General features: G+C 55.5%; 10 protein-coding genes. 5 read left to right on the top strand and 5 right to left on the bottom strand.

Annotated features, from left to right (window positions below; all coding sequences use genetic code 11):
* The coding region (locus DOU50_RS03320; RefSeq protein ID WP_148768809.1) for a putative FMN-dependent luciferase-like monooxygenase at positions 1-949 on the top strand (949 nt) is incomplete at its 5' end.
* Positions 950-959: 10 nt separating this feature from the next.
* Positions 960-2,051, top strand: coding sequence for an alkylhydroperoxidase domain protein (locus tag DOU50_RS03315; RefSeq protein ID WP_148768808.1), 1,092 nt, complete (start codon positions 960-962; stop codon positions 2,049-2,051).
* Between the two features lie 6 nt (positions 2,052-2,057).
* Here DOU50_RS03315 and araJ read toward each other — a convergent pair whose 3' ends face one another.
* Positions 2,058-3,233 carry an MFS transporter AraJ gene (araJ, locus tag DOU50_RS03310; protein WP_148768807.1) on the bottom strand — a complete coding sequence of 392 codons (1,176 nt, stop codon included), beginning with the start codon at positions 3,231-3,233 and terminating at the stop codon, positions 2,058-2,060.
* Between the two features lie 120 nt (positions 3,234-3,353).
* Positions 3,354-3,998: a QnrE family quinolone resistance pentapeptide repeat protein gene (locus tag DOU50_RS03305; protein ID WP_032647374.1), complete on the bottom strand. Its 645-nt coding sequence runs from the start codon at positions 3,996-3,998 to the stop codon at positions 3,354-3,356.
* A gap of 178 nt (positions 3,999-4,176) precedes the next feature.
* Between DOU50_RS03305 and ppk2 the strand changes: the two genes are divergently transcribed.
* Positions 4,177-5,019 carry a polyphosphate kinase 2 gene (gene ppk2 / locus DOU50_RS03300; RefSeq protein WP_032647376.1) on the top strand — a complete coding sequence of 281 codons (843 nt, stop codon included), beginning with the start codon at positions 4,177-4,179 and terminating at the stop codon, positions 5,017-5,019.
* Between the two features lie 58 nt (positions 5,020-5,077).
* Here the strand turns inward: ppk2 and fdnI are convergent, their stop codons facing one another.
* Genes fdnI through fdnG form a run of 3 tightly spaced genes read right to left on the bottom strand, consistent with a single transcriptional unit; the run spans position 5,078 to position 9,670 of the window.
* Positions 5,078-5,734, bottom strand: a complete 657-nt coding sequence (fdnI, locus tag DOU50_RS03295; RefSeq protein ID WP_048992313.1) for a formate dehydrogenase-N subunit gamma — start codon at positions 5,732-5,734, stop codon at positions 5,078-5,080.
* A complete protein-coding gene (gene fdxH, locus DOU50_RS03290; RefSeq protein WP_148768806.1) occupies positions 5,727-6,611 on the bottom strand; it encodes a formate dehydrogenase subunit beta in 885 nt (294 codons plus the stop codon). Before fdxH ends, fdnI begins: the two co-directional genes overlap by 8 nt.
* 11 nt (positions 6,612-6,622) lie before the next feature.
* Positions 6,623-9,670: a formate dehydrogenase-N subunit alpha gene (fdnG, locus tag DOU50_RS03285; protein WP_148768805.1), complete on the bottom strand. Its 3,048-nt coding sequence runs from the start codon at positions 9,668-9,670 to the stop codon at positions 6,623-6,625.
* Positions 9,671-9,891: 221 nt separating this feature from the next.
* On the opposite strand from fdnG, the gene yddG reads away from it, so the two are divergent.
* Together yddG and DOU50_RS03275 are read left to right on the top strand one after the other, a co-directional pair.
* Positions 9,892-10,770 carry an aromatic amino acid DMT transporter YddG gene (yddG, locus tag DOU50_RS03280; RefSeq protein ID WP_148768804.1) on the top strand — a complete coding sequence of 293 codons (879 nt, stop codon included), beginning with the start codon at positions 9,892-9,894 and terminating at the stop codon, positions 10,768-10,770.
* Positions 10,771-11,400: 630 nt separating this feature from the next.
* Positions 11,401-11,810, top strand: a 410-nt coding sequence (locus DOU50_RS03275) for a porin (RefSeq protein ID WP_194266120.1), incomplete at its 3' end; no start/stop codon positions are given.

Here is an 11,810-nt window from a genome sequence, read left to right as displayed (position 1 = left end):
CGACGCCACGCCGAAGGAGCGCTATCGTCTGGCAACTGAACAGATCCGCCACGCCGAACGCCACGGTTTTGACAGCGCCTGGATTGCGCAGCACCACTTTCACGAAACTGAAGGCGGACTGCCTTCGCCGCTGCTGTTTCTGGCGCACGTAGCGGCACATACCGAAACCATTCGGCTGGGGACGGCCATCATTACCCTGCCGATGGAAAACCCGCTGCGCGTGGCGGAAGACGCCGCGGTTCTGGATTTACTCGCCGATGGACGTCTCGAAGTCGGTTTTGGTTCGGGCGGCACGCCGACCTCTTTCCTGCCGTTCGGACTGACGTTTGAACAGCGCGGCGCGGCCTTTGCCGACCATCTGCATGTGATCCAGAGCGCCTGGCGCGGGGATTCGCTCACCCATCCGGATAACCACCTTTACCCGCCTGCGCCACAGCTTGCCGACCGTATCTGGATTGCCACCTTTTCGGTCGACGGTGCCGTTCGCGCCGCGCGGGCCGGACACGGTTTAATGCTCTCCCGCACGCAGCCGCGCCCGGCAGACCAGTTGGATTTAACCCTCGACGCGATCCAGAACCCTATTGTGGATGCCTACCTTGAGGCGCTGCCCGCGGGCATCGCACCGCGCATTCTGGCTTCCCGTACGGCATTCGTCGCCGACAGCGACGACTATGCGCTCAAGGTCGCCACACCGGGTCTGACGAAACAAGCCCAGCAGCATCGCGCCGCCGGGCACGCGGTTAAAGGTGACACCGTCACCGATTTTCGTCACCAGTTCGACGCCCATATCGGTTCGCCCGAGACGGTGCTGCGCTCGCTGCAGGCCGATTCCGTTCTCCGGCGCGCCACGGACATCTCATTCCAGGTCCATTCGGTCGAGCCCACCCATCGAGACACCCTGCGCTCCATCGAACTGATCGCTGAACATATTGCCCCCCATATACGTTGAGGAGATACCTATGTCATTAAGTCACGACATTCTCGCCGAGCTGGCGGAAATTAAACCCGGTTCCCCTCTGGCAGAGGCGCGCGCCACGCGGGACGCCGCCACGCGCCACGCACAGGGCAGCTACGAAATCTTATTTACCCAGCAGGATAGCGATTTTGCGCTGGACGAGCGCTTCGCCGTGGCGGCAAAAGTCGCCAGGTGGCACGGCGCGGAGGCGCTGGCCGCACACTATGCGGGGTTTGGCCTGGCCGACCCGACCTCTGAACGCCTGACCCCGGCGCTCAATTTCGCGCGCCTGCTGACCTTCTCCCCCGTCGAAGCCACGCCGGCATCGTTAAAAGCGCTGACCCAGGCGGGATGGAGCAAGGAAGGCATCGTGACCCTGGCGCAGCTTATCGCGTTTGTCAGCTTCCAGAGCCGACTCATCACCGGACTGCGGTTGCTGAACGACAAACCCGTCGCCAAAAGCGATGCGCCGGTGGCGGCAGGCATCTGGCACACGACCGCCACCACGGCCACCGGGAAGGCGGCTCCCGTCGCGTTTACCCAGCAGGAGCTGGGATGGGAGCCATGGATAGCAGCAAAACCGCTGGCGGATTTTCGTGATGACGAGGTTGCTATACTGGCGAAGTTTGGCCACACCGATTCCGACTATTTCCGCCTGCTGGGGCGCAACCTGCCGGTGCTTGAACAGCGTACGCTAACGGATAAAGGGATTTTTTATACGCCGGGGGGATTGCCGCGCGCCGAGCGCGAGCTGGCGGCAACGGTCGCCAGTAAAATTAACGGCTGCATTTACTGCGCATCTGTCCATGCGCGGAAAGCCAGCCAGCTGTCAAAGGATGACCCGGCGGTAGAGGCCCTGCTGGCCGTGCGTCCGGGACAATCCCTGAGCGAGGGACAATCTGCGCGCTGGCAGGCGGAAATCGATTTTGCAGCGGCGCTGTCGGTTACCCCACCTGCCGCCACGCCGCTGCACCTTGCCGCGCTGGAAAAAGAGGGGCTGGACACCTTAGCCCAGCTTGACCTGGTGCAGTCCGCCGCGTTCTTCGCCTGGGCCAACCGCCTGATGCTGACCCTGGGTGAGCCCTGGCTTGCCTGAATTCAATCAGGCTAGCGCACGCGCGTTAGCCTGAGCCCGTCTGGCCCGCAGGTAACCGTAGATCAACAGCGCGCTCATGGCCGAGAACGAGAGTATCGCCGCAGGCAGCGTGACGTAGCGCCAGCTAAAGCCGAGGGTAATCATCATCCCGCCAAAGTACGCCCCGATCGCGCTGCCGAGATTAAACGCCATCTGCCCCCCGGCCGCCCCCAGCATCTCGCCACCCTTCGCATTTTGCAGAAGCAGGATCTGCAGCGGCGCAGAGAGCGCGAACAGCCCGGCACAGCAGATAAAGCCCATGATCAGCGAGGCCGTTTTGAGTTCACCACAGGCGAAAAGCAGCAGCAGCGAGGCGACAATCACCATGTCGGTGGTCGCCGCAATGCGCAGCGGGCTAAAACGCCCCGAGAGTTTGCCGCTCAACAGGTTGCCCAGCACCATGCCAAGCCCCATCAGCATCATGATGATCGTCATCACGCCTTCGGTGAAGCCTGAAACGTTGACCATAAACGGTTTAACGAAGCTGAACCACGCGAACACCCCGGCGTTGCCAAACATGGTGGCGGCAAAAATCAGCCAGGGTTCTGGTTTTTTCAGAAAGTGGAACTGCTCGGTCAATTTGATTTCTGATGTGTCGTGGATGTCCGGCACCCAGAGCAGAACCGAGAGGATCACCAGCGCGTCGAACACCGCAATCAGGAAAAAGGTATAACGCCAGCTGAACTGGTGCCCCAGCCAGGTGCCGAGCGGGACGCCTACCAGGTTGGCCACGGTCATCCCGGCGATCATTCCCGCCACTGCGACCGTCACCTTCCCCGGCGGCGCAATTTTAGAGAGGATAATCGCCCCGACGCCGAAAATCGCGCCGTGCGGAAAACCGGAAATTAAGCGTCCTGTCGCCAGCCAGAAATATGATGACGAAAAGGTAAACAGCGCGTTCCCCACCGCGCACAGGGCAACCAGAAACAGCAGCGTCGTTTTTAACGAGAACTTGCCTGAGAAGAGCGCCATAATCGGGGCGCCAATCACCACGCCGAAGGCATAAAACGAGATCATATTCCCGGCGGAGGGAATCGAAATATCGGTGTCATGCGCCAGCTCGGTTAACACGCCCATAATGCCAAACTCGGCCATGCCCAGGCCAAAGGTGCCAAGCGCCAACGATAATATTGTCTTTTTCATACCTCAACCACGGGTTAATCACTCGCAGCGGGCATTATTGAATAATCTTGTATGGTGAGCCAGTTCAAACTAGCAGACTGACACGTTAATCCATTTATACAGCGCAGGCTGTGAATATTGTCAGCCGATAATCGCGATGCCAAGGCGTTCCATAATTTGCGACACCTGATAACTGTCCAGCTTAACACCCTGTAGATCAGTGCCACGCACGTCCAGTTCACCCAGTTCCGAATTGGTTAAATCGCAGTGTGTGAAATTTGCTGCACGCCAGTCAAATGAAGAAAACTCGCCGCCTGACATATCCGAACCACTGAAAGTTGCCCCCAGGATCTGCGCGCCGTTCCAGCGATTTTCCCACAACTCGCATTTTTCCAGAACCACCTTCGAAAAATTGGCATAGCTCAGGTTGCTTTTTGTTATATAAGCACTGCAAAACCAGGTACGCGTGGTGATCATGTTCATAAAACTGGCACCGCGAAAATCAGCCCCTTGCGCCCTGCATTCACGGATTTCGATGCCTAAGGCATTCGAATGCCTGAAATCTGCCATCGATAAATCGCAGCTTTTGAAAATAGCATCTTTAAGCTGCGCCCGAGTAAACTTAGCGCCCTGCTGGCTTTCCCGGTCATAGAACTGACAGCCGATAAACTCCGTGCTGGTTAAATCCGTGCCTGAAAAGTCGCAGTTACGAAAGATCGCATTCTCTATTTTCTCGCCGGTAAAACGAGTACGACCGATTTTTTCGCCCTCAAAAATCAATGCCATCACACCACCTGTTTATTCATACAGTACTATTCACCATTCTACCTCGTTCCCTGATGAAGAGAAACACGCTTATCAGACACACATATCAAAAATTCCCGCGAAGGTTGCAGGTCAGCATTACACTTCAAAGTGTTAGTTCCTTCTATGCACATCACACGTTCCGGAGATGAGGATTATCATGGGAAACGCAAAACAGAATAAAACCAAAGCAGTGACCGTGACCAAAGCGAGTGTAGATAGCGTGGTTAAACCCGTGCTGAAGACCAAAGAGTACGAAAAAGAACTTCGTCGCCTGCACGTTGAACTGGTTAAGCTCCAGCAGTGGGTCGTCGCCAAAGGACTCAAAGTGTGTATTGTTTTTGAAGGACGCGACGGTGCCGGTAAAGGCGGCACCATCAAAGCGATCACCGAGCGAGTCAGCCCTCGCGTGTTTCGCGTTGTTGCGCTCCCTGCCCCAACTGAAAAAGAAAAAAGCCAGCTCTACTTCCAGCGCTATGTGCCGCACCTGCCTTCGGCAGGCGAGATCGTGATATTCGATCGCAGCTGGTATAACCGCGCGGGTGTCGAACGGGTAATGGGATTCTGCACTGAGGAACAGGTGGAGAAATTTTTGGATGGCGCACCGGTGATGGAAAAAGCGATGGTCGATGCCGGGATTATCCTGCTGAAGTACTGGCTGGAGGTGACGCCTAAAGAGCAAGAGCGTCGGCTGCGCGACCGTATTAATGATGGTCGTAAGATCTGGAAGCTATCGCCGATGGATATTAAATCCTTTAACCTGTGGGACGAGTATACCCTCGCGCGCGACGCTATGTTTGAAGCCACCGATACCGCCTGGGCGCCGTGGTTTGTGGCGCGTTCAGAGGATAAAAAACGTGTGCGACTGAATATTATTTCGCACCTGCTTTCGCAGATCCCGTATAAAGAAATACACGTAGACAAGGTGGATTTACCGAAACGCAAAATCGGCAAAGTCAAACCCACAAAATATCCGTTCCGCTATGTGGAAGAGCGGTTTTGATTTGAAGAGTAGGCCCGCGCAAGCGCAGCGCCGCCGGGCAGAGCCGACGGCGCAGGGTTTACTTCAATCCTTCCGTACTTTCCTGTTTCGCTTCCAGACGCTCCACATCGCGATACCAGCGCGGGTGGTGTTTCTGCGCCCAGCGGCGGCTCACCTTCCCTTCAATCATCCCTTTAATCGAGCCTTTCACCCAGAACGCCATATACATATGGATCAGGATGGCATGAATCAGGATGATGGCCGACGTGGCGTGGATAAGCAGCGCGTAGCGGATCACCTGAATCGGGAAATAGTGCGCAAAATACGGACGCCAGATAATCACCCCGGTCACCAGCAGCACAAAAATCATGCTCATGATGGTCCAGAACATCATCTTCTGGCCGGCGTTGTATTTCCCCACCTTCGCCACTTTATGCTCGTTACCTTTCAGGACTTCAACAATCCCTTTCACCCACGGGATGTCCTCCTTGTCCGGGATGTTGTGATGAACAAAACGCACGAACATAAACATCAGCACCACGAAGATCAGCACGCCGAAGAATGGGTGCAGAATGCGCCCCATTTGCGGCGTACCGAAGGTTTCGGTCAGCCACTGCAGCGTCGGGAAGAAGAACGAAATCCCCGACACCGCCACCAGGAAGAAGCAGATCACCACCGTCCAGTGACAGGCGCGATCGACAAACTTCGTGCGCACTATCATTTTCGACTTACTCATGATGCTCCTCCTCGTCGTCATCCACCTCTTTGTTTGGCCCAATACCGATGTAGTGATAAATCAGCCCCGCAAAGGTCGCGATAAAGCCCGCCGCCGAGAGCGGTTTAAGTGCCCCTTTCCACAGGTTGATGGACGTGTCGATCGCCGGATCCTTCGGCAGATTGTGGTACAGCTCCGGCTGATCGCTATGGTGCAGCACGTACATCACGTGCGTACCGCCCACGCCCTGCGGGTTGTAAATGCCCGCTTTGTCGTAGCCCCGTGCTTTGAGCTTATCGACGCGCTGCTGCGCTACGTCCAGCATCTCTTTTTTGGTGCCGAAGTGGATCGCCCCGGTCGGACATGTCTTCACGCACGCAGGCTCCTGCCCGACGCTGACGCGGTCCACGCACAGAGTGCATTTGTATACCCGGTTATCCTCTTTATTGAGGCGCGGGATATTGAACGGACAGCCCGCGATGCAGTACCCACAGCCGATGCAGTTGTCCTGCTGGAAGTCGACGATCCCGTTGGCGTACTGAATAATCGCGCCCGCTGAAGGGCACGCCTTCAGGCAGCCCGGATCTTCACAGTGCATGCAGCCGTCTTTGCGGATCAGCCACTCCAGCCTGCCGTTCAGGTCGGTTTCGCTAAAACGCATCACCGTCCAGGATTTGGCGCTCAGATCCGCCGGATTGTCGTAGACACCCACGCAGTGCCCCACCTCGTCGCGAATGTCGTTCCACTCTGAGCACGCTACCTGGCAGGCCTTGCAGCCCACGCAGGAGGAGACGTCGATAAGCTTGGCGACTTCTGCCTTGTAGTCCCGCGCGCGAGGCGCGGGCGTTATCGGGTTAGTCGCGGAGCGTTTGATAATGTCTTGTGTTTCCATCGCCATTGAATCGCTCCTTACGCTTTCTCGATGTTGACCAGAAACGCTTTGTATTCCGGCGTTTGCGAGTTGGAATCGCCGACGTTTGGCGTCAGGGTATTGGCGATGTAGCCTTTCTGCGCCACGCCTTCAAAGCCCCAGTGAAGCGGGATACCGACGGTTTCCACCTGCTGACCATGCACGTTCAGACTTTGCAAACGACGGGTCACCACCGCCACCGCGCGAATAAAGCCACGCTTGCTGCTCACCTTCACGCGGTCGCCGTTGGCAATGCCTTTCGCCTTCGCCAGCGTCTCGCTGATCTCCACAAACTGCTCCGGCTGCGCGATGGCGTTAAGCCGCGCGTGCTTGGTCCAGGTATGGAAATGCTCGGTCAGGCGATAGGTCGTCCCCACGTACGGGAATTTGTCCTTTTTGCCCAGACGCAGCGCGTCGTCTTCGTAGATACGCACCACCGGGCTGGAGACCACGTTCGGGTGCAGCGGGTTGGTGCCCAGCGGCGTCTCCATCGGCTCGTAGTGCTCCGGGAACGGCCCCTCCGCCAGCTTGTTGAGCGCAAACAGGCGCCCCAGCCCTTCCGGCTGCATGATAAACGGCCCGGTGTTGCTGCCCGGCGCGGCGGTGTTGTAGTCCGGGATATCGTTCCCAGTCCATTTCGCCCCGTTCCACTGGATCAGCATGCGCTTCGGATCCCACGGCTTGCCGTTTACGTCTGCAGACGCGCGGTTGTACAGCACGCGACGGTTCAGCGGCCACGCCCATGCCCAGCCCAGCGTATTGCCCAACCCGGAAGGGTCAGTGTTGTCACGGTTGGCCATCTGGTTACCCTGCTCCGTCCAGCTGCCGGTGTAGATCCAGCAGGACGACGCCGTCGTGCCGTCGTCGCGCAGCAGCGCGAAGCTGTTCAGCAGCTGGCCTTTCTTCGCCACCAGATTGCCGTTAGCATCATAGAGATCCGCCAGCGCCATGCCGTTGTTCTCTTTCGCGACTTCTTCAGACTCGGGACGATCCGGCTGCTTGTAGCTCCAGTTCATCTTCAGCAGCGGCTCAGCGCCTTTGCCTCCTTCGGTTCGGTACATCTCGCGCAGGCGATGGTAAATCCCGGCAAGGATTTCGCCGTCGTTGCGCGCTTCGCCCGGCGCGTCCTGGCCTTTCCAGTGCCACTGCAGCCAGCGGCCGGAGTTGGCTATCGAGCCGTCCTCTTCCGCAAAGCAGGTGGACGGCAGGCGGAACACTTCGGTCTGAATCGACGCCGGATCGACATCGTTTGATTCCCCGTGGTTCTGCCAGAAGGTGGAGGTCTCGGTCACCAGCGGATCGATCACCACCATGTACTTCAGCTTGCTGAGGCTACGCACAACCTTGTTTTTGTCCGGGAAGGAGGCCACCGGGTTAAAGCCCTGGCAGATATACCCCGTGACGTTGCCCTTATCCATCATGTTGAAATACTTGATGACATCGTAAGCCTGGTCCCACTTCGGCAGCCACTCAAAGCCCCAGTCGTTCTCTTTCTGCGCCGCGTCGCCGTAGAAGGATTTCATCAGGCTGACGTAGAACTTCGGATAGTTGCTCCAGTAGTTCACCTGGTCCGGCAGCGTCGCTTTTGGCGTATTCGCCGCCAGATAACTTTGCAGATCCGTCTGCTTTTCAGACGGCAGCGTCAGGTAGCCCGGCAGGCTGGTCGAGAGCAGACCGAGGTCGGTCAGCCCCTGGATGTTGGAGTGACCGCGCAGCGCGTTCACGCCGCCACCCGCCATGCCCATGTTGCCGAGCAGCAGCTGGATCATCGCCATGGTGCGGATGTTCTGCGCGCCAACGGTATGCTGCGTCCAGCCCAGCGCGTACAGGAACGTGGTGGTTCTGTCGGCGGCGCTGGTTGAGGCCAGCACTTCACACACCTTCAGGAAATCCGCTTTCGGCGTGCCGCAGATGTTTTCCACCACGTCCGGCGTATAGCGGGAAACGTGCTGCTTCAACAGGTTCCACACGCAGCGCGGATGCGTCAGGGTTTCATCCCGCATCGCATAGCCGTTTTCATCGAACTGATAGTTCCAGGACGCTTTGTCGTACTGCCGTTTTTCGGCGTCATAGCCGCTAAACAGTCCGTCATCGAAGGCAAAGTCATCCCGCACCAACAGGTTCGCGTTGGTGTAGTGCTTAACGTATTCCGCGTTAATGTTGTTGTTTTCGATCAGGTACAGCAGCACGCCGGACAGGAACGTAATGTCCGTACCGGAGCGGATTGGCGCATAGATATCGGCCACCGATGCCGTACGCGTAAAGCGCGGATCGACGACGATCAGCGTCGCATCGTTGTTGTTTTTCGCTTCCATCGCCCAGCGGAACCCCACCGGATGGGCTTCAGCGGCGTTACCGCCCATCACCACCACGACGTTCGCGTTTTTGATATCAACCCAGTGGTTGGTCATCGCACCGCGACCAAATGTTGGAGCAAGACTTGCTACCGTTGGTCCGTGTCAGACGCGCGCCTGGTTGTCTACCGCCAGCATGCCGAGAGAGCGCACAAATTTTTGCGTCAGCATGCCGGTTTCATTACTCGCCGCAGACGCGCACAGCATCCCGGTGGAGAGCCAGCGGTTAACCGTTACGCCCTGCGCGTTCTTTTCAATAAAGTTGGCGTCGCGGTCGGCTTTCATTAATTTGGCAATACGGGAGAAGGCCTCATCCCAGGAGATACGCTGCCATTTATCAGAACCCGGCGCGCGGTATTCCGGGTAGCGCAGGCGATTTTCGCTGTGAACATAGTCCAGCAGCCCCGCCCCTTTCGGGCAAAGCGCCCCGCGGCTCACCGGATGATCCGGATCCCCTTCAATATGGTAAATCGCTTCTCTGGCGTTCTTTGCACCATCGCCCAGGCTATACATCAAAAGCCCACAACCTACGGAGCAGTATGTGCATGTGTTACGGATCTCTTTCGCGCGCAGCAGCTTATAGTTGCGTGCCTGAGCCAGCGCCATTTTGGGAGCAAATCCCAGCATGGCTGCCGTTGTTCCGGCCATACCGCCCGCGCAGATTTTAAAAAATTGTCTGCGGCTGACGTCCATTGTTGTCCTCGTTATCTGAAAACATTTCGCGCAGCAAACTAACAGCAAAGCCCCTGATTTTTTTGCGTCAAATCAAGGTCATCTGTCTTCCCCCCCTTAATAGTCACCCCCGGTACATTTCATTACCCCTTTTTGATTAACGGCTTAAGAGAATAATTCACGACAGCGACAGGCGTAATGCGATACATTTTTCCTTTGATTTTTATTGCAATGGCGAAGTAATGGACAGAAAAAAGGCAACGCTTATTGGGCTGGCGGCAATACTGTTATGGAGCACCATGGTCGGCCTTATTCGCAGCGTGAGTGAGGGACTGGGGCCGGTAGGCGGTGCGGCGATGATCTACACCCTCAGCGGATTACTGTGTCTGGTGACGGTAGGATTTCCTGATATCAGACGGTTCTCGCCGCGATATCTTATTGCGGGCAGCGTTTTATTTGTCAGCTACGAAATATGCCTGGCGCTGTCGCTGGGCTATGCCGCAACGCGATCGCAGGCGATTGAAGTCGGTATGGTGAATTACCTTTGGCCAAGCCTGACCATTGTGTTTGCCATTTTGTTCAACGGACAGAAATCCACCCTGTGGGTGATCCCCGGCCTGGTCATATCGCTGCTGGGCGTCTGCTGGGTATTGGGCGGTGAACAGGGTTTACATCTTGATGAAATAACCCGCAATATCGTTTCCAGCCCGCTGAGCTACGCGCTGGCGTTTGCCGGGGCCTTTATCTGGGCCGCCTACTGCACGGTCACCAGCAAATTTGCGAAAGGACAAAACGGCATCACCCTGTTTGTTTTACTGACCGCGCTGAGTCTGTGGGTGAAATATGCCCTGAGCGATCAGCCAGAGATGATGTTCACGCTTCCGGTGGTGGTGAAACTCGTCATGTGCGGCATTGCCCTTGGGTTTGGATACGCCGCATGGAATATTGGCATCCTGCACGGTAACGTCACGGTTCTGGCTACCGTATCCTATTTTACCCCGGTCCTTTCAGCCGCGCTTGCCGCCGCAGTGCTGAGTTCCCCCCTCTCATTCTCGTTCTGGCAAGGCGCCCTGATGGTCTGCGCCGGGTCGTTACTCTGCTGGTACGCAACAAGAAAATAATGCTTTCACGCACGGCCGGGTAAATTTCAACCCGGCAATATAATTAACATAAATTTAAAGTGTGATCGCACCTCAGAATATTTATCCTAATAATAGGATGTCTGTTTAATTTCGGTTTATATTTGGCACCTTCTGTAAACGCTCAACAAGATAATTGACACAAACTGACAACGAAATGAAACTAGTCAACCATGAATATTAACATTATGGATAGCATTGAATGTAATAATTAAATTCTGACACATCCATGAAAATATTCGCAATATACGTTTAAACCCTCACCTAACTCACTGTTATTAAGCCCAAAAACTAATAGCACCCCCCTCAACACATCGGGAATACCGAAATCTAACTTAATATACTAAAACTTACAGAAATTATAGCGATGGCAATAGTCCCGCAGATAACATAATTAATAATCGTATAAAATTCGGGCGCTTTGTTTGAATAATCGCCTTTTCACACGATCGAGATCACACTAATTGAAATTATCTCTAATAATTTGAAACTTATTATTGAAATAAGACTACAAGATTTTTAAAAATAGCATGCCATTGACGAGCAGCCTCGTTTAGAAATCGTTCACAGTGGTTCAGGAAATACTGAAAAAAATTATAAGGAACATTTAAGATGAAACTTAAATTAGTTGCAGTGGCAGTCACTTCCATGCTGGCAGCAGGCGTTGTTAACGCTGCCGAAATTTACAACAAAGACGGTAACAAGCTGGATCTGTACGGCAAAGTAACAGGTCTGCACTATTTCTCTGATGACGCAGGCGCAGATGGCGATAAAACCTACATGCGTATCGGCTTCAAGGGTGAAACCCAGGTTAACGATCAGCTGTCCGGCTACGGCCAGTGGGAATACCAGATTCAGGGCAACCAGGAAGAAGGCGACAACAAGTCCTGGACGCGTGTGGCGTTTGCAGGTCTGAAGTTTGCTGAAGCTGGCTCCTTTGATTACGGTCGTAACTACGGCGTAATCTACGACGTAACTTCCTGGACTGACGTTCTGCCAGAATTTGGCGGCGATACCTACGG

The organism is Enterobacter sp. C6 (genome assembly GCF_008122455.1).
Lineage (GTDB): Bacteria > Pseudomonadota > Gammaproteobacteria > Enterobacterales > Enterobacteriaceae > Enterobacter > Enterobacter pseudoroggenkampii.
This window is presented reverse-complemented; position numbering and strand designations above follow the sequence as displayed.

Coding starts and splice junctions, on each gene's coding strand:
- fdxH (WP_148768806.1), bottom strand. CDS start 6,611: ATGGCGATGGAAACACAAGACATTATCAAACGCTCCGCGACTAACCCG.
- yddG (WP_148768804.1), top strand. CDS start 9,892: ATGGACAGAAAAAAGGCAACGCTTATTGGGCTGGCGGCAATACTGTTA.
- DOU50_RS03305 (WP_032647374.1), bottom strand. CDS start 3,998: ATGGCATTGATTTTTGAGGGCGAAAAAATCGGTCGTACTCGTTTTACC.
- araJ (WP_148768807.1), bottom strand. CDS start 3,233: ATGAAAAAGACAATATTATCGTTGGCGCTTGGCACCTTTGGCCTGGGC.
- DOU50_RS03315 (WP_148768808.1), top strand. CDS start 960: ATGTCATTAAGTCACGACATTCTCGCCGAGCTGGCGGAAATTAAACCC.
- ppk2 (WP_032647376.1), top strand. CDS start 4,177: ATGGGAAACGCAAAACAGAATAAAACCAAAGCAGTGACCGTGACCAAA.
- fdnI (WP_048992313.1), bottom strand. CDS start 5,734: ATGAGTAAGTCGAAAATGATAGTGCGCACGAAGTTTGTCGATCGCGCC.